The sequence below is a fragment of the uncultured Paracoccus sp. genome (assembly GCF_947487305.1).
GTDB lineage: Bacteria > Pseudomonadota > Alphaproteobacteria > Rhodobacterales > Rhodobacteraceae > Paracoccus.
The window spans coordinates 68,714-93,014 of record NZ_CANKWH010000006.1 but is presented as its reverse complement, the minus strand read 5'-3'; the positions used below and the strand labels follow the sequence as shown (position 1 = coordinate 93,014).

The following is a 24,301-nucleotide window of genomic DNA, read 5'->3' as shown; positions in this document are numbered from 1 at the left end:
CGCAAAAGGAGATCGACATGAAAGACGAATTTCTGAAAGCGGCGCTGATTTCGCGCGAGGCCCAGGTGACTGACGTGGTCCTCGCGGCGATGCAGAACACCGATGACGCGCGCCTGAAAGAGCTGATGGCACTGGTTGTGCGGCACCTGCACGCCTTTGTCCGCGAGGCTCGCCCGACCGAGATGGAGTTCGAGGCGGCGCTGCGCTGGATCGCCGGGCTGGGTCAGGCGACCAACGAGTCGAACAACGAGGTGGTGCTGGCTGCCGATGTGCTGGGCGCCTCGACCCTGATCGACCTGATCAACAACAACGGGATGCAGGGCGAGACCATGTCGGCGCTGCTTGGCCCCTTTTATCGCGGCGAGGCGCCCCACTGCGCCAATGGCGATTGCATCGCGCGTTCGGACACGCCGGGGCCCAGCCTCTATTTCACCGGCCGTGTGACCGAGACCGACGGCACGCCGATTGCCGGGGCCAAGCTGGATGTCTGGCAAGCCTCGCCGGTCGGGCTCTATGAAAACCAGGATACCGGGCAGGACGATTTCAACCTGCGCGGCGTGCTGCACAGCGATGACGAGGGGAATTTCAGCTTCGCCTCGGTGAAACCCGCTGGCTATCCGGTGCCAACGGATGGCCCGGTGGGCGATCTGCTGCGCGCCCAGAACCGCGAACCGATGCGGCCGGCGCATATCCATTTCATCGTCACCGCGCCCGGCCACAAGACGCTGATCACGCAAATCTTCTCGGACACGAACGAGGCGCTGGTCAGCGATGTGGTGTTTGGCGCGAAACTTCAGATCGTCGGCGATTTCGTCGAGCATACGCAGCCCGACCCGGCCTATCCCGATGCGACGCTGCCCTTCTATACCTGCAATTACGACTTCAAGCTGGTTCCGGGCACGCCGACCTATCCGGTGCCGCCGATCACCGGCAAGACAAGCTGAGGCGGACCCATGACACAGACGGAGATCCTGAAGGGCAAGGTCGCGGTCGTCGCCGGCGGCTCGGGCGGCATCGGGGCGGCGACCTGCCGCCTTCTGGCCGGGGCCGGGGCAACGGTGGTGGTGGGCTATCGCTCGGGCGAAGACCGCGCGCGGGCCATCGTCGCCGAACTGGGCGGCGGTGATCATCTGGCCCTGCCGGTCTCGATCGAGAATACGGGTTCGATCAATGCCTTTCGGGATGCCGTCCTGTCGCGTCTGGGGCGGGTTGACCTGCTGGTCAATACCGCCGGCACCACTCAACCCGTGCCGCATGACGATCTGGACGCGCTGACCGACGAACTGATCGACCGGGTTTTCATCAACAACTGGCGCGGGGTCTTCGCCACGATCCGCGCCTTCGCCCCGGCGCTGAAGGCCACGGGCGAGGGGCTGATCGTCAATGTCTCCTCGATCGCCGGGTTTACCGGCGTCGGCTCGAATGTCGCCTATTGCGGCGCCAAGGCGGGGCTCGACATCATGGCCAATTCTCTTGGTCGGGCGCTGGCCCCCGAGATCCGGGTGATGAATGTCTCGCCCGGGGTGGTCGATACCGAATTCGTTCCCGGCCGCGGGCAGGCGTTCAAGGACAAGGTGGCGAAATCCACCCCGCTCAGGCGCGTCACCTCGCCCCGGGATGTGGCCGAGGCGATCCTGTCCTGTGCCACCGCGCTGACATTCTCGACCGGCACCAAGATCATCGTCGATGGCGGAAGGCACCTCTGATGACGCAGAAGACCATCATCACCTGCGCCGTGACCGGCAATCAGGCCACGCGCGAGAACCATCCGGCCCTGCCGGTCACACCCGAAGAGATCGCGACAGCCTGCCTCGAGGGTGCCGATGCCGGGGCGGCCATCGTCCATATCCATGTGCGCGATCCCGAAACCGGCGCGCCCTCGATGGAGCTGGCCTATTACCGCGAGGTGGTCGAACGCATCCGGGCCAAGAACAACGCTGTGATCCTGAACCTGACCACCGGGCCGGGCGGGCGCTATCACCCCAGCGATCATGACCCGGCGGTTCCGGGGCCGCGCACCAACCTGCTGGTCCCCGAGAAGCGGGCCGAGCATATCGTGGCGCTGAAGCCCGAGATCGCCACGCTGGACCTGAATACCATGACCTTCGGACGCGAGGTGGTCATCAACACGCCGCGCAATGCCGCAACCCTGGCCGGGATCATCCGCGATGCCGGGGTGAAACCCGAGATCGAGGTGTTTGACAGCGGCGACATCCGGCTGGCCCATGACCTGATCGATCAGGGTGCGCTGACCGGGCCGGGAATGTTCTCGATCGTCACCGGGATCAAATACGGCTTTCCCTCGACCCCCGACATGATGGCCACGGCGGCGCGGATGCTGCCGCAGGGGGCCGCCTGGACCGGCTTCGGCGTCGGTCGCATGTCCTTCCCCATGGCTGCGCAAAGCTGGCTTCTCGGCGGGCATGTGCGGGTGGGGATGGAGGATAATTCCTATCTGTCCAAGGGCGTGCTGACCAAGGGCAATGGCGAATTGGTCGAGCGCGTGCGCGCCATCATCGAGCAGCTGGGCGGCCAGATCGCCGGGCCGTCGGAAGCCAGACACATGTTGGGACTTGCGGCCTGAAGGGGCGCGCGATGCAAGGAGGACTTCGCATGAACATCTCTATCGATACGAAACTGTCGCAGGCGCTGCGGGTGTCGCAGAAATCGCCCGATCTCGACAATGTGCTGATCGACATCGTCGATGTCGACATCCCCCGCCCCGGCCCCGGTCAGGTGCTGGTCGAGGTCATGGCCGCCGGGGTCAACCCCAGCGACGTGAAGGCCTCGCTTGGTCATATGCCCCACGCGATCTGGCCGCGCATTCCCGGCCGCGACTTTGCCGGCATCGTCCGCGACGGCCCGGACAGCATGATCGGGATGGAGGTCTGGGGCGGCGGCGGCGAGCTGGGCATCACCCAGGACGGCAGCCATGCGAAATGGCTGGTGCTGGACCAGAAGGCGGTGCGTGCCAAGCCCGCGAACATGACCATGGAAGAGGCCGGTTCGATCGGGGTGCCCTTCATCACCGCCTTCGAGGGGCTGCGCGAGGCGGGCGGCGTCCAGCCGACCGATGTGGTTCTGGTCTGCGGCGGCAATGGCAAGGTCGGGCAGGCGGTGATCCAGCTCGCGACCATGGCCGGGGCGACGGTCTTTGCCGTCGAACATACGCCGCAGCCGCTGATGGGTCATGCCAATGGCCCGGTCGAGATGTTCGATCTCAGCGCCCAGGACGTTGCCGAACTGGTGCGCGAACGCACCGGCGGGCATGGCGCCGATATCGTCTTCAACACCGTCGGCAGCCCCTATTTCGAGATGGCGAACAAGGCCCTGGCCAAGCAGGGACGGCAGATATTCATCTCGACCTTCGACCGCGCCGTGCCTTTTGACATCTTCACCTTCTTCCGGGGGCGTCACAAATTCATCGGCATCGACACGCTGGCGCTGAGCTCGGTCGACGGCGCTAAGATCTTCGACAGGCTGAAGCCGAAATTCGAGGCCGGGTTGCTGAAGCCGTTCCCGATCAACCCCGAAACCTGCTATGCCTTCGATGACGCGGCCAAGGCCTTTGCCTCGGTCCTGCGCGGCACGCCGGACCGGGTGCTGCTCAGGCCCTGACGCCAGATGCAGGTCACTCGCTATGCCGAGGCGCGTCCCTATGAGGCGCCGGAACATTACGACATGCGCTGCCTGCGCCTGCAGGGCAAGGAGGCGACAGAAACCGACACCATCTGGATCGGCCTGTCGCATCTTCTGCCCGGCGGCCACACCTCGCTGAAGGATGCGGCGGTCGAAAAGATCTATATTGTCATCGCCGGCGAACTGGTCGTGGAGACCGTGGGCGGTTCGGTGACGCTGGGGGTGCTGGACAGCTGCCGTCTGGCCCCCGGCGAGGCGCGGGCGCTGGTCAATCGCAGCAATGCCCCCGCCTCGGTGCTGCTGGCCATGCCGACATGACGAGCAAGACAAGGAAGACTGCCGTGAAGGATCAGGAAAACCGGCTGCTGAGCGTGGTCGAACATTGGTTGCCGCGCATCGAGGTTGCGGGCATCCCCTCGGCCACGGCGAAGGCCGTCATCGATCGGGCAGGAACATGGGAGAACTGGCTGCCCGCCTGGAGTGCCGAGGGCGAACGCCATGCCGTGCAGGCGGAAGCCGCGCTGGAGAACGGCCACCGAGTCACCGCAGGCGAGGGATTCGCGCGCGCGAGCCTTTTTTATCATTTCGGCCAGTTCATGGCCTTTGACGATCTGGGCGCGAAAGCCGCCGCCTCGGCCCGCAAGGTGGCGCTCCATCGGCGCGCCCTGCCGCTGCTCGACCCGCCGGGCGAAGTGATCGAGGCGCGTTTCGAGGGCGGCGTCCTGCGAGCGATCCTGCGCCTGCCGCAGGGTCCGGGGCCGCATCCGCTGGCGGTCATCATTCCGGGCTCGGATTCCACCAAGGAGGAATTCCCCGCCTTCGAGCGGCATTTCCACGCCCGTGGCATCGCCACGCTGTCGATGGACGGCCCCGGTCAGGGCGAGGGGCGCGAGCATGGCCATCTGCGCGCGGATTTCGGCCCGGCCTATACGGCGATGGTGGCGGCGATTGCGGACCGGCCCGGGCTGAACGGTCAGCGCGGGCTGGTCGGCATGGCCTTTGGCGGGCATCTGGCGCTGAGGATCGCGCGCGGGATTGCCGGGCTGGCGGGCGTCGTCTCGATCAACGGCTTTCACGATCTGGGCAGTTTCTGGACCGCGCTGCCGCAGGTCTATCGCGACAATATGGGCTTTGCGCTGGGGCAGGACGAGACCGAGGCGCGGGCGCGTGCCTTCACCCTGTCGGGTGCGGTGCCGGTCGCCGCCCCGGCGCTGATCCTGCATGGCGGCAAGGACAAGATCTTCCCGCCGATCGAGGCGCAGCGCAGCGCCGAAGCCTGTGCCGGGCCGGTGGAATTGCACATCTTTCCCGACGGCAACCACGTCTGCAACAACATCCCCTGGCTCTATCGTCCGATGCTGGCCGACTGGCTGGCCGACCGTTTCGCGGCGGCTATGTGACACCGAATCCGGGGGTGGCGGAAACGCGAATCAGCCACCCCGGATCACGGAAATCTCCACCAACAATCGGACGATAATCCACCAAAAGCGGACGCCACGGCCTGATCCGATTTTCGCCCCGATGCTACCCCTGACCTTGGACATGCAAACTCGCCGCGAGGCTGCGGCGCCGAGGAGGAACCCCGATGATCTATGCCGATGACGGCTCACTGTCCGAAGAACAGCGGTTGATGCGCGAAAGCTGCCGGTCCTACATCAACGATGTCGTGACCCCCTTCATCCGCACCAACTGGCAGCGCGAATGGGACATGACCCCGGGCGAGCGGCTGTCGCCTGAAATCCTGCAGGGCGCCGAAGAGATCGGCGTGCGAACCCTGGGCGTGCCCGAGGAATTCGGCGGCATCGATCTGGAGCGCGAGACCGAGGTGCGGACCTTTGCGCTGATTTCCGAAGAGATCGCACGGGGTGATTCCGGGCTGGCCGACAAGCTGGTGCAGAACTGGAAGGTCTCGATCCTGCTGCGCGAATTCGCGCCGAAGCACCTACAGGAGAAATGGTTCCCGAAGCTGCTGGAAGACCCGCAATTCCTGCTGGCCCATTGCCTGACCGAGCCGCGCGGCGCCTCGGACCGCTGGCTGCCCTATAACGTGCCGGAAGCCTCGATGAACACCCGCGCGGTGCTGGATGGCGACCATTGGGTCATCAACGGGCGCAAGCAGTTCATCTCGAACGGCTATGATGCCAGCCTCTATGTCGTCTATGCCAATACCAATCCCAAGGTCGGGATGCTGCAGGGCACCTCGAACTTCCTCGTGCCGCGCGACACGCCTGGCTTCACGGTCACGAAATGCAACGAGACCATGGGCTGCCGCTTCATGAACAATGGCGAACTGGTCTTTGAAGACTGCCGTATTCCCGCCGATCACCTTCTGGTCAAGGATGCCGCCATGGGCAGCGCCGGGCAGTATTTCCGCGCCGGCAAGATCATCCAGGCGGCGAAGAACCTGGGCGTCGGTGTCGCCTGCTTCGAGCGCACCGCCGATTACGTCCAGAACTATGTTCAGGGTGGCCGCATCCTGATCAAGCATCAGGCGGTGGCGATCCGGCTGGCCGATATGGCGACCCGGATCGAGGCGGTGCGGGCGCTGATCGAGCGCGCGTCGAAGGCGGTGGACGAGGCCCATCCCGATGCCGACATCCTGTGCAACATGGCCAAGGTCTATGCCTCGGAAGAGATCATGAAGGTCGCCACCCATGCGCTGGAACTGCATGGCGGCAATGGCGCGATGCTGGAGTTCGGCATCGAAAAGCTGTTCCGTGACGCCGCGATCTTCCTGCACATGGATGCGACCGTGGATGTCAGCAACATGAAGATCATCAAGAACATGTTCCCGAAAACCGCCGGCAAATACGCCGGTCCCGAGGAATAAGGCTTTTGGCGGCGGGCGCGGGTTCACCTCGCGCCCTGCCGGGATGGAGGAGATGAAATGAAGATAATCGTAGCCGCCAAGATGGTGACGGATCCGAACATCAAGGTCCGGGCGCTGAGCGATGGGTCCGGCCCGGATCTCGCCTCGGTCAAGATGGCCATGAACCCGTTTGACGAGATCGCGGTCGAGGAGGCCGTGCGGCTGAAAGAGGCGGGGATCGCGACCGAGGTGGTGGTGGTCTCGATCGGCCCGGCCAAGGCGACCGAGACGCTGCGCACCGCGCTGGCCATGGGCGCCGACCGGGGCCTGCTGATCCGCGCCGACCAGCCGGTCGAGCCGCTGGCGGTGGCCAAGCTCTTGAAGGCCGTCGTGGCAAAGGAAAGCCCCGATCTGGTGCTGACGGGCAAGCAGGCCATCGATGACGACAGCAACCAGACCGGCCAGATGCTGGCCGCGCTTCTGGGCTGGGGTCAGGCGACCTTCGCCAGCAAGGTGACGGTCGCGGATGGTGCTCTGCAGGTCACGCGCGAGGTTGATGGCGGCCTGCAGACGATCAGCGTCCGCCTGCCCGCCGTCGTCACCGCCGACCTGCGGCTGAAGGAGCCGCGCTATGCCAGCCTTCCGAACATCATGAAGGCGAAGAAGAAGCCGATCACGGAAAAGACGCCCGAGGATTACGCCGTGAACGTCGCCCCGCGCCTGACGGTGATCCGGGTCGAGGAACCGCCCGCGCGTCAGGCCGGGATCAAGGTCGCCACCGTGCAGGAGCTGTTCCAGCGGCTGCACAGCGAAGCAGGAGTTTTGTGATGAGCGTTCTCATTCTCGCAGACCATCAGGACGAGCGGCTGGACGAAGCCACGGCGAAGGCCGTCTCGGCGGCAGGCCAGGTCGGAGGTGATGTGCATGTGCTCATTGCCGGGCAGAATTGCCGCCCCGCCGCCGAAGCCGCCGCCCGGATCGACGGCGTCGCCAAGGTGCTGATCGCCGATGATCCCCGGCTGGCGAACCGGCTGGCCGAACCCGTCGCGGCGCTGATGGTCGAGCTGGCGGGGGGCTATGACACGCTGGCCGCCCCGGCCTCGACCTCGGCCAAGAACATCATGCCGCGCGTTGCCGCGCTGCTGGATGTGATGCAGATCTCCGAAGTGGTCGGGATCGGCGCGGATGGCAGCTTCCAGCGACCGATCTATGCCGGGAACATCCTGCAGACCGTCACCAGCGCCGATCCGAAACGGGTCATGACCATCCGCACCTCCGCCTTCCCGGCGGCGGGGGCGGGCAATGCCGCGCCGATCGAGACAGTGACCCTGACCGACAGTCCCGATCTGTCGGGCTTCATCGGCAGCGAGCTTTCAGCCTCGGAACGGCCCGAGCTTGGCGGCGCGAAGATCATCGTTTCGGGGGGCCGCGCGCTGGCCTCGGCCGAGAACTTCCAGACGGTGATCGCGCCGGTGGCCGATGCGCTTGGCGCGGCCATCGGGGCTAGCCGGGCGGCGGTCGATGCGGGATATGTCTCGAACGATCTGCAGGTCGGGCAGACCGGCAAGATCGTCGCGCCCGAGCTCTATATCGCCTGCGGCATCTCGGGGGCGATTCAGCACTTGGCCGGGATGAAGGATTCCCGGATCATTGTCGCCATCAACAAGGACCCCGAGGCGCCGATCTTTCAGGTGGCCGATTACGGGCTGGTGGCCGACCTGTTCGAGGCGCTGCCCGAATTCCGGGCCGAGATCGACGCCAAGGCCACGGCCTGAGCCGTGCGGGCCGGAGACCCCGGCCCGCGCCATCCCGAGGAGGTAACGCGATGACCCGACCGGACCCCGCCAAGCCAGGGCGCAACCGCCGCGACCAGCAGCAGGCGCCGGTGCGCTCCTATGCGCTGGACCGTGCCGACAGCCCGCGCTTTCACATCCGGGTGGTCGAGGAGACCCAACGGCTTTATCCGGCGCACAAGCACGATTACTTCCAGATCGTCTATTTCATGACCGAGGCCCCGGCGCTGCGCATCGGGCTGGCCTCGCATCACCCCAAACCCGGCTCGATCTATTTCATCGCGCCGATGGTGCCGCACCAGATCCGCTTTGATCAGGCGACGCGCTGCGTGGTGATCTATTTCGATCTCGACCTGCTGCGCCCCGGCATCACCCGCTCGACCCCGATGGCCGAACTGATCCACCGCGCGCCGGAACTCACGCCCTTCGCCTGTCAGAACCACGTTGATTTCGATCTGCCGCCGGAACTGGCCGAAGCGGTCGAGCGCGCCAACGAAGCGATGCTGGCCCAGCACGATTCGCCCCGCATCTGTGCCGGCGAGATCATCCGGGCGGAATTGCTGCTGATGCTGGGGACGCTGTGCCAGCACTACGAGGAGGAATTTTCCAGCCTTTCGACGCAATTGCCGGTGATCGGCCGCGACAGCCTGCACATGCGGCGGATATCCGAATTCATCGGCAGCAACTATACCCGTGCGCCCAGTCTCGACGAGGCATCCGAGGCGGTGAACCTGTCGAAAAGCCGGTTCTGCGGGCTGATTCGGCAATATACCGGCACCACCTTCAACGCGCTGATCCGCGAGATGCGGATGGAGGAGGCGCGCGAGCGGCTGGTGCTGACCGACGAGTCCATCGGTCAGGTCGCCTATGCCGTCGGCTATCAGGACGAGAAATACTTCCTGCGCGCCTTCAAGACAGCGACCGGCATGACCCCAACCGCCTATCGCCGCAAGCGCGCCGAGGAAAAGGCCGATCTCGACCGGGTGAGGGCGGCGCAATGAGCGGCACTGTCACCTTCACCGTCAACGGCCAGCCGGTCACGACCGAGGCCAGTGATGAGCCGCTGCTGCTGGTGCTGCGGAACCGTCTCGGTCTCAGGGCCACGCGCTTTGGCTGCGGGCTTGAGCAATGCGGGGCCTGCATGGTCGAGATCGACGGCGCACCCCGCTTCGCATGCGGCACGCCGGTCGAGGTGCTCGAGGGACGGGCGGTGACGACGCCCGAGGGGTTGGATGATCCCGTGGGTGTGGCGCTGCGCGATGCCTTTGCCGCGGAAAGCGCCGGCCAATGCGGCTATTGCCTCGCCGGGATCCTGATCAGCGCCCATGCGCTTCTGACGGGCAATCCCCGGCCCTCGCGCGACCAGATCGTCGCGGCGCTCGACGGTCATCTGTGCCGCTGTGGCGCGCATGGGGCGATCCTGCGCGCGGTCGCCCGCGCCGCCGAACGGTTACAGGGGGCCGAGGCATGAAGATGAGGACCTTGCCCCTCAGCCTTCAGGCCAACCCGCTCTTGGGCCAATGGCTGTCGCTGGACACGCCCGGCCGCCTGACCATCAGCCCCGGCAAGGTCGAACTTGGGCAGGGCATTGCCAGCGCGCTGATGCAGATCGCCGCCGAGGAACTGGACCTGTCATTTGGCCGTCTGACCCTGCGTCCGGTCGATACCGGGGCTTCGGCCAATGAGGGCATCACCGCAGGCAGCCAGTCGGTCGAGGTCTCGGGCGCGGCGCTGCGTCTGGCGGCGGCGCAGTTGCGGGCGGCCTTGCTCGATGCAGCGGCGGTGCGGCTTGGGGTGCCGGTGGCCGATCTGTCCCCTGCCGATGGGGCAATCCTGCGGAAGGGGGCGGCGACGGGGCTGGATGTCTGGGCGCTGGCGGACAACATCGATTGGCAACAGCCGATCAGCGGCGAGATTGCACCGAAGCCCGCCGCCGAATACACCGTCGTCGGGACCAGTCTCCCGCGCGACGACCTGCCCAGGAAGGCCACCACGGGCGGCTTCATCCATGATCTGACCTTCCCTGATCTTCTGCATGTCCGGGTGGTCCGCCAGCCCTTCCGCCTGGCCCGGCTGGCCGATCTGGACGAGGCGCGGCTGGCCCGGCGCTATCCTGCGGTAACGGCTTTCCGGCGGGATGATTTTCTGGCGCTGGTCGGCACCGATGAGCATCAGGTGCAAAGCGCCCATCTGGAGTCCGAGTTCTTCACCCGGTGGGAGGATGCAGGCCGCTGGACCCCGCCCGAGACCCCGGGCACCGCTGTCTTGCTTCCGCCCGAGGAGGACGCGCGCCCTGCGCCCGGCAACCGGCGGCTGTCGGCGCGCTACTCCCGGCAATCCATCGCCCATGGCTCGATCGGGCCATCCTGTGCGCTGGCGATCCTCGAGGGCGAGCAGCTGACCGTCTGGAGCCATTCGCAGGGCATCTTCCCGCTGCGTGCGGTAATCGCCAAGGTGCTGGGCCGGGCAGTGGACTCGGTTCGGGTCATCCATGCCGATGGCGCGGGCTGCTATGGCCATAACGGCGCCGATGACGCGGCACTGGATGCGGCGCTGGTGGCGGTCGCGCATCCGGGGCGGCCTGTCCGCGTGCAGTTCTCGCGCGCCGATGAGCTGGGCCGCGCGCCGCTTGGCGCGGCGATGGCCACGCGGATCGAGGCGGGGCTGGACGCGGAAGGCCGGATCGTCGACTGGCAGCTGTCAGTGACCAGCGCCCCCCATGCGCAGCGGCCGGGTTTTGGCGGTTTCGCCAACCTGACCTCGGCCGAGGCGCTGGACCCAGAGGCCCTCCCCCGGAAGGTCGAAGACCTGCCGCCCGCCAGCGGCGGCGGGGCGTCGCGCAATGCCGTTGCGATCTATGATCTGCCGGGTCAGTCGGTCGAGGTGACGCTGGAAGCCGCAAGCCCCGTGCGCACGTCGTCGCTGCGCGCGCTTGGCGCGCATGTGAATGTCTTTGCGATCGAATCAGCGATGGATGAATTGGCCGCTTTGGCCGGGGCTGATCCGCTGGCGTTTCGTTTGGCGCATCTCAGTGACCCGCGCGCAAGGGCGGTGCTGGAGACGGCGGCGCAGATGGCCGGTTGGCCGGACCCGAACCCCGAAGGCACCGGCAGCGCCAAGGGGCTGGGCGTCGCGCGCTACAAGAACAAGGGCGCCTGGCTGGCCGCCGTGGCCGAGGTCACTGTTGACGAGGCGATCCGGGTCGAAAAGCTGTGGCTGGCTGTCGATGCCGGGCTGCTGATCAACCCCGAGGGCGCGCGCAGCCAGATCGAGGGCGGCGCGCTGCAATCGCTCAGCTGGACGCTGAAAGAGGGGATCGACCTGCTGGATGGCCGCGTGCCGGTGCTGGACTGGGACAGGTATCCCATCCTGCGCTTCTCGGACGTGCCCGAGATCGAGACCCGCTTTCTCATCAACCCGAACCACCCGCCGCTTGGCGCGGGCGAGGCTGCGCAAGGGCCGGTCGCCGCCGCCATCGGCAATGCCGTCACACGGGCCTTGGGGGCGCGGATGCGCGATCTGCCCATGACCCGCGAGCGGCTGATGCAATCGCTGCTTCAGGCGTGAGGAGGGCGCCCAACGCGAAAAAACGCGAATATCGGACGAATGGGACAGGCCCGACATGTCACCGCCACCCCGTTCCTCCCTCTGTGACGACGAGTTCCTGATTTCTGCCCGGTCATCTCAAGGAAGAAGAACATGCCCATCATTGCCCAGAACAAGGATTTGAACGCCTGGATCGAAGAGATGCAGGCCCATTGCCGACCTGATGCCGTCTATCTGTGCGACGGCAGCGATGCCGAGTTTCAGCGCATCTCGTCCCAGATGGTCGAGGCCGGTTCGCTGATCCGGCTGAACCCGGATCTCAGGCCGAACAGTTTCCTCGCCCGCTCGGACCCCGCCGATGTGGCGCGGCTGGAACATCGCACCTTTGTCTGCACCACCACCAAGGACGAGGCCGGGCCGACCAACAACTGGGCCGAGCCTGCCGCCATGCGCGCCGAGCTGGACGCGCTTTTCCGGGGCGCGATGGCCGGGCGGACCATGTATGTCATTCCCTTCTGCATGGGGCCGATGGGCTCGGATCACGCGCTGATCGGGGTGCAGATCACCGATTCCCCCTATGTCGTCATCAGCATGAAGCTGATGGCCCAGATCGGCACGCCGGTGCTGGATTTGCTCGGCGAGGGCGAATTCACCCGCTGCCTGCATTCGGTCGGCGCACCGCTGGCACCCGGTCAGGCGGATGTGCCCTGGCCCTGCAATGCGGATCACAAATACATCGTCAGCTTTCAGGATGACGGCTCCATCACCTCTTTCGGTTCGGGCTATGGCGGCAATGCGCTCTTGGGCAAGAAATGCCTGTCGCTGCGCACGGCCTCGTACCGCGCCCGGAACGAGGGCTGGCTGGCCGAGCATATGCTGATCGTGGGTCTCGAGGACCCGGCGGGCGAGACCACCTATGTCGCCGGTGCCTTCCCTTCGGCCTGCGGCAAGACCAATTTCGCCATGATGCTGCCGCCCGAGGGGATGGAGGGCTATACCGTCAAGACCATCGGCGACGACATCGCATGGATCCGTCCGGGGGCGGATGGCCGGCTCTGGGCGGTGAACCCCGAGGATGGGTTCTTCGGCGTGGCACCCGGCACCAATGGCAAGACCAATCCGAACATCATGCAGGCGCTGACCCGCAATGTGATCTTCACCAATTGCGCGCTGACGCCCGAGGGGGACATCTGGTGGGAGGGCCTGACCGATCAGCCGCCCGCACAGTTGACCGACTGGCAGGGCCGCGACTGGACGCCGGAGGCCGGCCGCCCCGCCGCCCATCCGAATGCCCGCTTCACCGTCTCGCAGGCCAGCGCCCCCAGCATGGACCCGGCCCGCGCAGATCTGCAGGGGGTGCCGATCTCGGCCTTCATCTTCGGCGGGCGGCTGTCGCATACCTATCCGCTGGTCTTCCAGTCGCGCGACTGGACCGAGGGGGTTTACTGGGCGGCGACGCTCGGCTCGGAAGCCACGGCGGCGGCCGAGGGCCAGACCACGCGGCGCGATCCCTTCGCCATGCTGCCCTTCTGCGGCTATAACATGGCGGATTACTGGCAGCACTGGCTGGATCTGGGGCAGGAGCTTGCGAACCCGCCGGCGATCTTCCGGGTGAACTGGTTCCGCCGCGACGCGGACCGCAAATTCATCTGGCCGGGCTTCGGCCAGAACCTGCGGGCGCTGAAATGGATCGTCGACCGGGTGAAGGGCCGCGCCGGGGCCGAGGAGGCGGCGATCGGTGAGGTGCCGGGTCACGGCGACCTCGACTGGACCGGGCTCGACTATGGCCGGGACCGCTTCGCGGCGCTGATGGCGCTGGATGCGGAAGAACTGGCGCGCGAGATTGCCGATCACCGCGATCTCTTTGCAGAGTTCGGCGACAGGCTGCCGCCGGCGCTGGACGAGGTGCATCGGCGATTGTCCGAAAGCCTGACACCAGGCCAGACTGGCGATCACACAAGGTCGACGGCACGGCAAGTGGCCGTCGGCTAGGCAAGCAATGGAGGCGCCGACATGATCCGACATCCCCTTCGCTCCGCCCTTCTGGGGCTGGGCCTCGCGTTGCTGGCCCTCGGGCCGGCAGCGGCTGAGACGGCCGATCTGATCCTGCGCAATGGCCGCATCATCACCATGGATCCCGGCCAGCCACGGGCCGAGGCCGTCGCGCTGGCGGGCGAACGGATTCTGGCGGTCGGATCGGACGCGCAGATCGCGGCGCTGGCGGGTGATGGGGTGAAGACCGTCGATCTGGAGGGCAAGACCGTCATCCCCGGGCTGATCGACACCCATACCCATGCCATCCGGGGCGGCCAGACCTTCCACGATGAGACCTATCTCTTCGGGATCACCTCGCTGCCTGGCGCCTTCGACCAGTTGAGGGCGGCAGCGGCAGAGCGGGGGCCGGAGGGCTGGGTGGTGGTCGGCGGTTCGTGGCATCCGAACCAGTTCGAGGAAAAGCGCGCGCCGACCGTGGCGGAACTGGGCGAGGCGCTGCCCGACCATCCGATCTATCTGCAATATCTCTATGACTACGCACTGGTGAACCCCAAGGGGATCGAGCTGCTGGGCCTTGATGAACCGGGTGCCGATCTGGGCCATGGCCTGAGGATTGAGCGCGACGCCGATGGCAAGGCCACGGGCCGGCTCTTGGGCGGGATCGGGTCGTTCAACATGCTGATGGGCCAGTTGACCGCGCATGATGAAAGCCAGCGGACCGAAAGCCTCGAGGATTTCTTTGCGGCGCTGAATGCGGCGGGGCTGACCGGCGTCATCGATCCGTCGGCCGGATCGCCGGCCAGCTATGAACCGCTTTTCGATCTGCGGGACCAGGGCAAGCTGAGCCTGCGCGTCGGCTATCGCATCCCTGCCGCTGTGCCGGGAAGCGAGGCCGAGTGGTTCCAGAACATCATGGCCTTCCGCCCGCCGCATTGGGATGACGGGGCGCTGGCCTTTCTGGGACTGGGCGAGAACCTGGTCTTCGGTGTGAACGACGGGGTGCAGATGGGGCCGGGCTTCGACCCTTCGCCCGAGGCGCGGGCCGAACTGGTCAAGGTCGCCACCTATGCAGCCGAGCGGCGCATCCCGGTCGAGATCCATGCCTATACCGACGATGCCGCCAGAGTCATCCTTGACGCCTTCGAGGAGGTGGCGAAGACCAATCCGCTTGACGACCTGCGGTGGGCCATCGCCCATTTGAACACCGGTTCGGCCCGGACGCTGGACCGAATGAAGGCGCTGGGGCTGGCCTATTCGGTGCAGATGGGCCCCTATTTCGAAGGCCCGGCCATTCTGGAGGCGAACGGCCCCGAGGTCTCCGCGCTGTCGCCGCCGGTGCGGCTGGCGCTTGATCGCGGCATCCGGGTTGCGGGCGGTACCGATTCCACCCGGATCGGCGTCTTCGGCGTCTGGCAGGCGATCGAATATCACCTGACCGGCACCTCCCTTGGCGGCGGGGTGCAGCGCCCCGATGACCAGCTGCTGACGCGTGACGAGGCGCTGGCGATGTATACCCGCGACGCCGCCTGGCTGGCCTTTGCCGAGGCCGATCGCGGCACCATCACCGCAGGCAAGCTGGCCGATCTGGTGGTGCTCGATCAGCCCTATGAAACAATCCCCGCAGATCAGGTCCACGGCATCCGCTCGGTCCTGACGTTGCTGGGGGGAAAGCCGGTCCATGATCCCTCTGGCCTGATCGGGCAATAAGGGCAGGGGGATCACACCGGGCGGGCGCTTGCGCCCTCCGCCCGGGATCGGACCGCTGGCGGGGCCATCCTTTGCGGTGGCCCCGTTCGGTCATTTTGGTGAACGGGGGTAACGATCATGGCAGAGACCAGTCAGGCCGCAGCAAAGCCCAATGCCTCCAGCTGGGCGCCCTTCCGGCACCAGCCTTTCACCGTGCTCTGGATCGCCACCACGATCTCGAACATGGGCATGTGGATGAACGATGTCGGCGCCGGCTGGCTGATGACCACGCTGGACCCCTCGCCGGCCAGGGTGGCATTGGTGCAGACCGCGACGGCGCTGCCGGTGTTCCTGTTCGCGCTGCCTGCCGGGGCGCTGGCGGATATCGTGGATCGTCGCCGGATGCTCTTGCTGGTGAACCTGATGGCCTTCCTGACGGCGGTGGTCTTTGCCGCTTTCGTGGCGATGGGCTGGGTGACGGTGCCGGTGCTGCTGGCTTTCACCTTCCTCTTGGGCTGCTGGCAGGCCTTCATGCAGCCGGCCTGGCAGGCGATCGTGCCAAGCCTTGTCCCGCGCGCCGAACTGCCTGCCGCCGTGGCGCTGAATTCCATGGCGGTGAACATCGCCCGCGCCACCGGCCCGGCGCTGGCCGGCGCGATCATTGTGCCGCTGGGGATCGCGGTCCTGTTCGTCTTGAACGCAGTCAGCCGGGTGGCGGTCCTGGCCGGCCTGTTCTGGTGGCGCCCGCCCGCGCCGGCCGAGCGCAGGCTGCCGCCCGAGCCGGTCGGTCGCGCCATCCTGACCGGGTTGCGCTACGCCAGCCGCAGTCAGCCATTGAAGATGACGCTGATCCGGGCGGTCGCGTTTTTCGGCTTCGCCAGCCTCTACTGGGCGACGCTGCCGCTGATCGCGCGCGAGCAATTGCAGGGCGGGCCATCGACCTATGGCTTGCTTCTGGGGCTGATCGGGCTGGGGGCGCTGGTCGGCGCGCTTGGCCTGCCGCGGCTGCGCGCGCGCTTCGACATGGGGCGGATCGTGATGATCGGCTCGCTGGGGACGGCGCTGGCCATGGCGATCTTTGCGCTTGGCGGGTCGCTGATCCTCGGCTTCCTCGCCGCCTTCATCGCCGGGGTGGCCTGGATGGCGGTGCTGTCGAGCCTGAATGTCAGCGCCCAATCCGCGCTGCCGGACTGGGTCAGGGCGCGGGGGCTGGCCATCTTCATCATGGTCTTCTTCGGCACCATGTCCTTCGCCTCGCTGGCCTGGGGCCAGATCGCCGCGCGGTTCGGCCTGACCGCCACGCTTCTGGCCTCGGCCATCGGGCTGGCAATCAGCGCCATCTGGTCGCTGCGCTTTGCGCTGCCCGATCAGGGCAAACTGGATCTGCTGCCCTCGTCGCATTGGCCCGAGATCCTGCCCAAACTCGAGGTTGGTCATGATCGCGGCCCGGTCATGGTCGAGATCACCTATCAGATCGACGTGGCCGAGCGGGACGATTTCCTCGCCGCGCTCTACGCCTTCCGCGAGGAACGCTATCGCGACGGCGCCTATGACTGGAACGTCTTCGAAGATGTCGAGTCCCCGGGCCTGATGACCGAATATTTCCTTGTGGGAAGCTGGCTCGACCATCTGCGCCAGCACGAGCGGGTGACGCGCTCGGATCGGGACCTGCAGGCCGAGGTGCGGAAATTCCATCGCGGCGCGGTGCCGCCGGTCACTCATCACCGGGTCGCGCCCGAGCCGCGCGGGGCCTGGCGATCGCGCTGAAGGGCGGAAGGTCGTTCGACTTGTTCGCACGGTCACGTTTCCGCCCGTTCGCAGGAGGGAAAAACCGAAACTTGCAGACTCGGCAGAAAAGCGGTTGACGAATCGGACATATCGGCACGACCATCGATCCAATCTCAACCTCAGGCGGCCAATTTCGGGCCATTGCCGGGGAGGATCAGATGACCAACAGACGGGATTTCCTGAAGTCGGCGGGGCTTGCCTCGGTCGCGCTTCTGGGGGCGGCGCGGGCCGCCTCGGCGCAGACGGGCGGGGCCGTGCGGCCGGATACGTTCGACTATGTGATCGCCGGGGCGGGGCATGATCGGTGGCGGTGCGAAGACTGCCGAGGTGCTGCTGCCCGGCTTCTTCGAGGATCTCTGTTCCAGTTCGCATCACGTCTTTGCCCGCAATCCCGCCTATCGCGACAACGAGATCGAGATCCGCGATTTCGGCTATGAGCTGTTCGATCCCGAGATCGTGGTGCATTACCCCTTTGCCGACGGCGACTCGATGACCGTCTTCCGGGGCGATCTGGCGCAGACGGCGGCCTCGATCGAAAAGCTGTCGAAAAAGGATGCCGAAACCTTCCGCCAGCTTGCCGCCGCCCGCGAGAAGGTGGCGGGCGAGGACCCGGACAGCGCCGATCCCTCGCGCGAGGCGATCTTCTTCCAGCGGCTCGAGGTGCTGTCGGGCTTCGATGCCGCGCGGCAATTGTGGGAAAGCCCGCAGATGCAGGCAGCGAACATCTCGGGCGGGCGCTGGGGCGGGGTGCAGGGCAGCGATCCGGGCAGCGGGTCGCAGGCCTGGTCGATGCTGACCCATATGAACGGACGGCCGATGCCCAAGGGCGGCTCGGGCATGGTCAGCACCTCGCTTGGCCGCTTCATCGAGGCGCATCAGGGCACGGTGCTGACCAATAGGCCGGTGGTGGCGCTGATGATCGAGGACGGCCGCTGCACCGGCGTCGAATGCGCCGATGGCAGCCGCTTCCGGGGCCGCAAGGGCGTGGTCTCGACCATCCATGTCAAGCATCTGATGCAGATGGCGCCCTCGGACCTGTGGGGGCAGGCCTTCACCGACAGCGTCGAGATCTGGCAGCCAGAGATGGCCATGTTCGCCTTTCACTTCGCGCTGAAGGGATCGCCGGAATACCCGCTGGCGGGAGGCGGCTCGGTGACGGGGGCCGAGGCTTCGATCATGGAGCGGCCGGAAAGCATCTTCAAACTGAACGAGGACAATGCGCGGGGCGAGCTGACGCTGGAGGATTATCCGCTGCAGATCGTCCATGCCGCCGGCTATGACCGCAGCCGTGCGCCCGACGGCTTTTCTTTGCTGAAGATCGAGGGCGGGATGCCCTATGCGCTGAAGGAAAGCCCCGAGCATTGGGACGCGATCAAGGACGAAGTTGCCGATCAGGTGCTGCACCGTTACCTGCGCTATACCCCGAACCTCACGCGCGAGAATGTGCTGGCGCGGGTCATCATGAGCCCGATCGACATCGAGCGGATGAACCCCGCCATGTGGCGCGGCAGCGTGCATCATCTGGACAAGCGCTGGGGCAATTTCGCGCCCTACCGGATGCCGATCCCGGGACTTTACCAGACCGGGGCCTGCACCGCGCCGGGGGGCTCGGTCACTGGCCAGCCGGGCCGCAACGCCGCCATCGCCATTCTGGAAGATGACGGCAAGACGCTGGCCGAGGTGGTCGGCAAGAGTTGAGGTTCAGTAAGGGGGGCATCTCATGCGCCGTTGGATTGCTTTCACCGGGCTTGCCGCGCTTGCCGCCGGCATCGCCCTGATTACCGTTGCGCCGGTCATCGCGCAGCAGGAGACACCGCCGCCGGCCGCACGCCTGGTCGAGCCGGTGCAGGCCAACCCGAACCCGCCGGCTCCGCCTAACCAGCCCTTGCCCTACAGCCATCAATGGCATGTGGGCGAGCTGGGGCTCGACTGCACGACCTGCCATGTGAACCCCGATCCCGGCACTATGATGACCTTCCCCGACACCCAGACCTGCATGGATTGCCACAGCGACATCGCCACCGAGAAAGAGCCGATCCAGCGGCTGACCCAGTATCACGAGGCCCAGGAACAGATCCCTTGGGAACGGGTCTATCAGGTCCTGCCCGGCGTCACCTGGAGTCATCGCACCCATATCGATGCCGGGGTCGATTGCACCTCGTGCCACAGCGCGGTTTCGGAGATGCCGCAGATGCAGGAGGTGACGGCAGTGACCAGCATGGCGAGCTGCGTGACCTGCCACGAACAGCAGGGCGCGCCGAATACCTGCGTCACCTGCCACAGCTGGCCCAATGCCGCCAATACGCCGTAGGGGCGGCCCCGTCCCCCAGGTCTGGGGGGCCGTGTCAGAACTGACCCATTTCGTCGCAGCCCCGGTCTTTCTGTTGCGGCAGGGCGGCAGAGGGATCATTTAGGGGCGGGGCGGCGACGGGGAGGCAGCGGCTTGCAGCGATGGCATCTGGCCGCTTGGCGCGGGCTTCTCGCATTCGGCCTGCTGGCGGGGCTGGTGACTTTTGCCGAGGCGCGGCAGCTGCGCATCCTGACCTCGATGCCGCCGGCGCTGACCGATCCCTTCATCGCCGGGTTCCGCAAGCTGCATCCCGAGGCCGATGTGCTGGTGCTGAACAAGAACACCAATGCCGGCATCGACGAGATCGCCCGCGGCAATGGCCGGGGCTTCGACATCTTCTGGGCCTCCTCGCCCGAGGCTTTCGCGGTGATCGGCCAGCATCAGGGCTTTGACGCGACCGACTGCCCGGCGCTGGACGGCTCGGGTCATGCCAGTTTCGCCCTCTCCTCGATCGGATGGGCGAGGCGGGCCGATGCGCAGGTCTTCATGCCCGGCGATTGGGACGACCTGCTGCTGCCCGCCTATCACGGCCGCATCGGCATGGCGCTGCCCTCGCATTCCGGCACCACGCATATGCTGGTCGAGCGGCTGTTGCAGGTGCGGGGCTGGGACGAGGGCTGGCGCTATTTCCTGAGGCTGACCGAGAACCTCTCGACCCTGACCGCGCGCAGTTTCGGCGTCATCGACGGGGTGAAATCGGGGCGCTTCGACATCGGGCTGACCATCGATTTTCTTGCCGGCGTCGAGCCCGAACTGGACTTCCGCTATGGCAAGCCGGTGATGATCTTCCCGGCCCAGATCGGGCGGCTGGCCCGTGCGATGGAACCGGCGCTGGCCTGCGACTTCGTCGGCTTCGTGCTGTCGGACGAGGGCCAGCAACTGCTGATGCAGCCGGGCGTCGGGCGCATCCCGGTCTCGGACCGGTTGCGGGCCGAGGCCGGTACCGCCATCCCCGCGCCGATGCAGGATGCCATCCGCCACCAGTGGCAGACCTATGACGCTGCGCTTGCCGCCGGGCGCTACTGGGCGGTGAATGCGATCTTCGACATCTTCATCTCGGACCAGCTGCCGCGCCGCCGCGATCTCTGGGCGCGGCTGAGGGCGCTGAGGGGGCAGGTGCCGGCGGCGGAACTGGCCTCGGTCGAGGCGCTGCTGACCAGGCTGCCGCTGAGCGAGCACGAGGCCGACCGCGCGGCGCTGAACAGCCAGCCGGGGCGGATCTCGGACCTGATGGCGCTGGCGCCGGAACAGGAAGCGGCGCAGGAACGGTGGGCAGCGGCGGCTGCGGCGCAGCTGGACGCGATCGGGGCGGGGCTGGCGGCACTGGAACGCCGCGCGGCGCGGCGACAGCCATGAGGCTGATGCCCCGCCTTTTTCCCCGCCTTGGCGTCTGGCAGCGGCTGATGCTGCTGATCGGCGGCACGCTGGCGCTGATGTGGCTGGGGCTGGCGCTGACCAGCGTCACCTTTGCCCGGTTCCAGACCCAATTCTCCGGCCTCGCCGCCTCGCAGGTGCCGCGCATCGCGCTGACCGGGGAACTGGCCGGCCATTCGGCGCAACTGGCCGGGCTGACCACGCGGATCATCGGCGGCGAGGGCGAAAGCGCGGCGCAGCTGGCGGAACTGTCCGAGGTTGCGGCGCGGCTGACGGCCGCGCTGGCCGATCCGGGGCTGCGCCTGCCGCCGGACAGCCAGATGCCGGGCCGGGTCGCCGCCCTGCAACGCGATCTGGCGGCGCTGCCGCCGCTTTACGGCAGGCGGCAGGATCTGGCCGCCGCCAATGCCCGCGACATCGATGCGCTGCGCTGGCTGAATGTCGATATTCAGGACGAGGTCGATCCGCTGCTGGATGACTATGATTTCAACATCCGCGCGCGGATGCTGGAGCTGGAGGACGAGGATGACAGCATCCTGCGCAGCGCGCTGGTCGATCAGGTCGAGCGCGACCGGCGCCTGCGCGATCAGGTGTTCCAGGTCGGCACCGAGGCCGGGACGGCGGTGACGTTGCTGTTGCAGATCGCGGTTTCGAGTGACGCGGCGCAGATCGATCAGCTGGCGGGCCTCGCATGGGACATGATGGCGCGGCTGGGGGAAACCGTCGGCGCGCTGCCCGAGCGGACCGAGTTCCTCACCCTGCGCCAATCCTATGACCGGCTGCGCGGGCTGGCCGATCCGGGCGAGGGGCTGGTCCAGCGGCGGCGCGCGGCGGTGGCGCTGCAGGCGCAGACCTATGGCACCATCCAGTCGGCGCAGGACGGGGTGGCGCTGCTGCAGGACACGCTGGCGGGACTGGCCGCCGAGGAGAAGTCGCAGGTTCTGGCGACCATTGCCAAAACCGCCGAACGGGCGCGGGGCACCATGGCCGGGCTGGTGGCGCTGACGCTGGCCTTGGGGCTGATCGGGCTGGCCATCGTCTCGGGGGTGATGCGCAGCCGGATCGTCGCGCCACTCAGGGCACTGATGGGGCGGATGCTCGACATCTCCGAAAGCGCCGGGACGGAGGTGCCGGCAACGGCGGCCACCGACGAGATCAGCCGCATCCGCGCCGCGGTCGATGAATTCGGCCGCGCCATCACCGCGCGCGATCAGGCCATCGGCAAGCTGAAGGATACGCAGGCCGATCTGGTGCAGGCGGGCAAGATGGCGGCACTGGGGAACCTCTCCGCCGGGATCAGCCATGAGCTGAACCAGCCGCTTGCCGCCCTGCGCTATCGCACCATGCTGCTGGAGCGCGCGGGCGCCTCGGGCGATGCCGCCGAGGCGCGGCGGCAGCTGGACCGTATCGCCGGGCTGACCGACCGGATGGAGGCGATCATCTCGCATCTGCGCCGCTTTGCCCGCCGCGCCGACAATGCCCGCGCCCCCCTGCGCCTTGGCGAGCCGATCGAGGGGGCGCTGTCGCTGCTGCAGGGGCGGATCGAGGACAGCGGGGCGACCGTCACGGTCAGCCCGGCAGCCGAGGCGGCGCGGGTCATGGGCGACCCGATCCTGATCGAGCAGGTGGTCATCAACCTGGTCGGCAATGCGCTGGATGCCATTGCCGAGACCGAGGGCGCCGGGCGGATCGCGCTGGACGTGACCGAGGCGGATGGCTTTGTCGATCTGACCGTCCGCGACAATGGCGTCGGTCTGGGCGATCTGTCACCGGAAGAGGCGGTCAATCCCTTCGTCACCTCGAAAGAGGCCGGGCGCGGCATGGGGCTGGGCCTGTCGATTTCCTACAATATCGCAAAGGACATGGGCGGCGACCTGTGGCTTCAGCCTGCGCCCGACCGGGGCGTGGTGGCGCGGCTGCGCTTGCCGGCGGTGAAACCCGATGACAGCTGAACCGAAGATATTCGTCGTCGATGACGATGCCGACCTGCTGCCCGCCATGGTCGAGGTGATCGAGGCGGCGGGCCTGCCGGCGCGGGGCTTCGCGCGCGGCCGGGCGATGCTGGCGGAACTGGACCCGGAATGGGAGGGGGTGATCCTCTCGGACATGCGGATGCCCGAACTGTCGGGGCTGGATCTCTTGGCCGAGGCGCGGGCGATGGCGCCAGGCGTGCCCTTCGTGCTGATTACCGCCCATGGCGATGTCCGCAGCGCGGTCGCGGCGATCCAGCGCGGGGCTTTCGATTTCATCGAGAAGCCCGCCCCACCGGAATACCTGCTGGCCGTCATCCGCCGGGCGCTGGAGACGCGGCGCTTGCTCTTGGAAAACCGGCGGCTGAAGGAACGGATCGCGCGGGGGACCGACCTGCGCGCGCGGCTCTTGGGCCGCTCGGTCGCCATGCGCAACTGCCGCCGCGAGCTGGCGGCGGTGGCGCCGCTGGAGGTCGATGTGCTGCTCTACGGCGAGCCGGGCACCGGCAAGCAACTGGCGGCACGGGCGCTGCATGACTTCTCGGGGCGCGAGGGCGAGTTCGTGCCGGTCGATGCCGGGGCGCTGAGCGAGGCGAATTTCGGCGCACTGATGCTGGGCGAGGGGGCCGAGGCGCCGGGGGCCATCCCGCTCGCCCGCGATGGCACCCTCTATCTCGAACGGGTGAACCTGCTGGCCGCGCCCTTGCAGCACCGGCTGCTGACGCTGATGGAGGGGCGGGCAGAGGGGTCGCGCTTTCGGGTTATCGCCTCGGCGGATGGCGGGTTGAACGACCTGCGCCGCGCCGGGGCGATGAGCGATGATCTCTACTACCGCCTCAGCCTCGCAGAGGTGGAACTGCCGCCGCTGCGGAACCGCGAGAACGACATCTACCTGCTCTTGGCGCAATTCCTGCGCGAGGCGGCGCAGCGCCACAACCGCCGCTTTCCCGAGCTGACCCAGCAGGAGCTGCGCCCCTATCGCAGCTATCACTGGCCGGGGAACCTGCGCGAACTGCGCAACGTGGCGGAAAAGCTGGTCATCGGGCTGAAGGTCACGCTGCAACCGCCCGCACGCGGGGGCGGGGTGGCGGTGGATGATCTGGGCTATGACGAGGCGATGCGGGAATTCGAATCATCGCTGCTGCGCGCCGCCCTGCAGAAGACCGGCGGGCGGAAGACCGAGGCGGCCGAGGCTTTGGGCATCCCGAGAAAGCGGCTTTACCTGAGGATGCGGGCCTGTGGGATGCTGCCTCCGGGTCAGGATTGACCCGTGCCGCGTGTCGAAACTGACCCATTTTATCCTGAATTATCGCAATAAATCAAATGCTTGATCCGCCATGGTGGGCTTGGC

At 67.0% G+C, this 24,301-nt stretch carries 20 protein-coding genes; all 20 read left to right on the top strand.

The window, feature by feature from the left end; all coding sequences use genetic code 11:
- Positions 1-17 precede the first annotated feature (17 nt).
- The 20 genes from Q1A36_RS09285 (at position 18) to Q1A36_RS09190 (ending at position 24,217) form a co-directional block, all read left to right on the top strand.
- The gene (locus Q1A36_RS09285; protein ID WP_299842564.1) at positions 18-944 is read left to right on the top strand and encodes a dioxygenase; all 927 of its coding nucleotides are present in this window, start codon (positions 18-20) and stop codon (positions 942-944) included.
- Between the two features lie 9 nt (positions 945-953).
- Positions 954-1,706 carry an SDR family oxidoreductase gene (locus tag Q1A36_RS09280; protein WP_299842561.1) on the top strand — a complete coding sequence of 251 codons (753 nt, stop codon included), beginning with the start codon at positions 954-956 and terminating at the stop codon, positions 1,704-1,706.
- Positions 1,706-2,584, top strand: a complete 879-nt coding sequence (locus Q1A36_RS09275; RefSeq protein WP_299842558.1) for a 3-keto-5-aminohexanoate cleavage protein — start codon at positions 1,706-1,708, stop codon at positions 2,582-2,584. Before Q1A36_RS09280 ends, Q1A36_RS09275 begins: the two co-directional genes overlap by 1 nt.
- Before the next feature lie 29 nt (positions 2,585-2,613).
- The gene (locus Q1A36_RS09270; RefSeq protein WP_299842555.1) at positions 2,614-3,618 is read left to right on the top strand and encodes a zinc-binding alcohol dehydrogenase family protein; all 1,005 of its coding nucleotides are present in this window, start codon (positions 2,614-2,616) and stop codon (positions 3,616-3,618) included.
- 6 nt (positions 3,619-3,624) lie between these two features.
- The gene (locus Q1A36_RS09265; RefSeq protein ID WP_299842552.1) at positions 3,625-3,957 is read left to right on the top strand and encodes a cupin domain-containing protein; all 333 of its coding nucleotides are present in this window, start codon (positions 3,625-3,627) and stop codon (positions 3,955-3,957) included.
- Between the two features lie 23 nt (positions 3,958-3,980).
- Complete coding sequence (locus Q1A36_RS09260) at positions 3,981-5,039, top strand: alpha/beta hydrolase (protein WP_299842550.1); 1,059 nt, start codon at positions 3,981-3,983, stop codon at positions 5,037-5,039.
- Between the two features lie 185 nt (positions 5,040-5,224).
- Positions 5,225-6,469, top strand: coding sequence for an acyl-CoA dehydrogenase family protein (locus tag Q1A36_RS09255; protein WP_299842547.1), 1,245 nt, complete (start codon positions 5,225-5,227; stop codon positions 6,467-6,469).
- A gap of 57 nt (positions 6,470-6,526) precedes the next feature.
- Positions 6,527-7,276: an electron transfer flavoprotein subunit beta/FixA family protein gene (locus Q1A36_RS09250; protein ID WP_299842544.1), complete on the top strand. Its 750-nt coding sequence runs from the start codon at positions 6,527-6,529 to the stop codon at positions 7,274-7,276.
- On the top strand, positions 7,276-8,223 hold the full coding sequence (locus Q1A36_RS09245; RefSeq protein ID WP_299842541.1) for an electron transfer flavoprotein subunit alpha/FixB family protein: 948 nt from the start codon (positions 7,276-7,278) through the stop codon (positions 8,221-8,223). The genes Q1A36_RS09250 and Q1A36_RS09245 overlap by 1 nt, the downstream gene beginning before the upstream one ends.
- A 50-nt stretch (positions 8,224-8,273) precedes the next feature.
- Positions 8,274-9,242 (top strand): AraC family transcriptional regulator, encoded by a 969-nt coding sequence (locus Q1A36_RS09240; RefSeq protein ID WP_299842538.1) that lies wholly within the window; start codon positions 8,274-8,276, stop codon positions 9,240-9,242.
- Positions 9,239-9,712, top strand: coding sequence for a 2Fe-2S iron-sulfur cluster-binding protein (locus Q1A36_RS09235; protein ID WP_299842535.1), 474 nt, complete (start codon positions 9,239-9,241; stop codon positions 9,710-9,712). The genes Q1A36_RS09240 and Q1A36_RS09235 overlap by 4 nt, the downstream gene beginning before the upstream one ends.
- The gene (locus Q1A36_RS09230; RefSeq protein WP_299842533.1) at positions 9,709-11,808 is read left to right on the top strand and encodes a molybdopterin cofactor-binding domain-containing protein; all 2,100 of its coding nucleotides are present in this window, start codon (positions 9,709-9,711) and stop codon (positions 11,806-11,808) included. Before Q1A36_RS09235 ends, Q1A36_RS09230 begins: the two co-directional genes overlap by 4 nt.
- Positions 11,809-11,940: 132 nt before the next feature.
- Positions 11,941-13,779: a phosphoenolpyruvate carboxykinase (GTP) gene (locus Q1A36_RS09225; protein ID WP_299842530.1), complete on the top strand. Its 1,839-nt coding sequence runs from the start codon at positions 11,941-11,943 to the stop codon at positions 13,777-13,779.
- Positions 13,780-13,800: 21 nt separating this feature from the next.
- Complete coding sequence (locus Q1A36_RS09220; RefSeq protein ID WP_299842527.1) at positions 13,801-15,489, top strand: amidohydrolase; 1,689 nt, start codon at positions 13,801-13,803, stop codon at positions 15,487-15,489.
- A gap of 117 nt (positions 15,490-15,606) precedes the next feature.
- Positions 15,607-17,235 (top strand): MFS transporter, encoded by a 1,629-nt coding sequence (locus Q1A36_RS09215; protein WP_299842524.1) that lies wholly within the window; start codon positions 15,607-15,609, stop codon positions 17,233-17,235.
- Positions 17,236-17,553: 318 nt separating this feature from the next.
- Positions 17,554-18,954 carry an NAD(P)/FAD-dependent oxidoreductase gene (locus Q1A36_RS09210; RefSeq protein ID WP_299842521.1) on the top strand — a complete coding sequence of 467 codons (1,401 nt, stop codon included), beginning with the start codon at positions 17,554-17,556 and terminating at the stop codon, positions 18,952-18,954.
- Positions 18,955-18,976: 22 nt separating this feature from the next.
- Entirely contained in the window at positions 18,977-19,567 is a 591-nt protein-coding gene (locus Q1A36_RS09205) for a cytochrome c3 family protein (RefSeq protein ID WP_299842518.1), read from the top strand.
- Between the two features lie 132 nt (positions 19,568-19,699).
- Positions 19,700-20,962: an ABC transporter substrate-binding protein gene (locus Q1A36_RS09200; RefSeq protein WP_299842515.1), complete on the top strand. Its 1,263-nt coding sequence runs from the start codon at positions 19,700-19,702 to the stop codon at positions 20,960-20,962.
- A complete protein-coding gene (locus tag Q1A36_RS09195; RefSeq protein ID WP_299842512.1) occupies positions 20,959-22,932 on the top strand; it encodes an ATP-binding protein in 1,974 nt (657 codons plus the stop codon). The genes Q1A36_RS09200 and Q1A36_RS09195 overlap by 4 nt, the downstream gene beginning before the upstream one ends.
- The gene (locus Q1A36_RS09190) at positions 22,922-24,217 is read left to right on the top strand and encodes a sigma-54 dependent transcriptional regulator (protein ID WP_299842510.1); all 1,296 of its coding nucleotides are present in this window, start codon (positions 22,922-22,924) and stop codon (positions 24,215-24,217) included. Before Q1A36_RS09195 ends, Q1A36_RS09190 begins: the two co-directional genes overlap by 11 nt.
- The last annotated feature ends 84 nt before the right edge of the window (positions 24,218-24,301 follow it).

Excerpts from the sequence above, each read along its gene's own strand:
- Q1A36_RS09285 (WP_299842564.1), top strand. The coding sequence starts at position 18 with ATGAAAGACGAATTTCTGAAAGCGGCGCTGATTTCGCGCGAGGCCCAG.
- Q1A36_RS09280 (WP_299842561.1), top strand. The coding sequence starts at position 954 with ATGACACAGACGGAGATCCTGAAGGGCAAGGTCGCGGTCGTCGCCGGC.
- Q1A36_RS09275 (WP_299842558.1), top strand. The coding sequence starts at position 1,706 with ATGACGCAGAAGACCATCATCACCTGCGCCGTGACCGGCAATCAGGCC.
- Q1A36_RS09270 (WP_299842555.1), top strand. The coding sequence starts at position 2,614 with ATGAACATCTCTATCGATACGAAACTGTCGCAGGCGCTGCGGGTGTCG.
- Q1A36_RS09265 (WP_299842552.1), top strand. The coding sequence starts at position 3,625 with ATGCAGGTCACTCGCTATGCCGAGGCGCGTCCCTATGAGGCGCCGGAA.
- Q1A36_RS09255 (WP_299842547.1), top strand. The coding sequence starts at position 5,225 with ATGATCTATGCCGATGACGGCTCACTGTCCGAAGAACAGCGGTTGATG.
- Q1A36_RS09250 (WP_299842544.1), top strand. The coding sequence starts at position 6,527 with ATGAAGATAATCGTAGCCGCCAAGATGGTGACGGATCCGAACATCAAG.
- Q1A36_RS09245 (WP_299842541.1), top strand. The coding sequence starts at position 7,276 with ATGAGCGTTCTCATTCTCGCAGACCATCAGGACGAGCGGCTGGACGAA.
- Q1A36_RS09240 (WP_299842538.1), top strand. The coding sequence starts at position 8,274 with ATGACCCGACCGGACCCCGCCAAGCCAGGGCGCAACCGCCGCGACCAG.
- Q1A36_RS09235 (WP_299842535.1), top strand. The coding sequence starts at position 9,239 with ATGAGCGGCACTGTCACCTTCACCGTCAACGGCCAGCCGGTCACGACC.
- Q1A36_RS09230 (WP_299842533.1), top strand. The coding sequence starts at position 9,709 with ATGAAGATGAGGACCTTGCCCCTCAGCCTTCAGGCCAACCCGCTCTTG.
- Q1A36_RS09225 (WP_299842530.1), top strand. The coding sequence starts at position 11,941 with ATGCCCATCATTGCCCAGAACAAGGATTTGAACGCCTGGATCGAAGAG.
- Q1A36_RS09220 (WP_299842527.1), top strand. The coding sequence starts at position 13,801 with ATGATCCGACATCCCCTTCGCTCCGCCCTTCTGGGGCTGGGCCTCGCG.
- Q1A36_RS09215 (WP_299842524.1), top strand. The coding sequence starts at position 15,607 with ATGGCAGAGACCAGTCAGGCCGCAGCAAAGCCCAATGCCTCCAGCTGG.
- Q1A36_RS09210 (WP_299842521.1), top strand. The coding sequence starts at position 17,554 with ATGATCGGTGGCGGTGCGAAGACTGCCGAGGTGCTGCTGCCCGGCTTC.
- Q1A36_RS09205 (WP_299842518.1), top strand. The coding sequence starts at position 18,977 with ATGCGCCGTTGGATTGCTTTCACCGGGCTTGCCGCGCTTGCCGCCGGC.
- Q1A36_RS09195 (WP_299842512.1), top strand. The coding sequence starts at position 20,959 with ATGAGGCTGATGCCCCGCCTTTTTCCCCGCCTTGGCGTCTGGCAGCGG.
- Q1A36_RS09190 (WP_299842510.1), top strand. The coding sequence starts at position 22,922 with ATGACAGCTGAACCGAAGATATTCGTCGTCGATGACGATGCCGACCTG.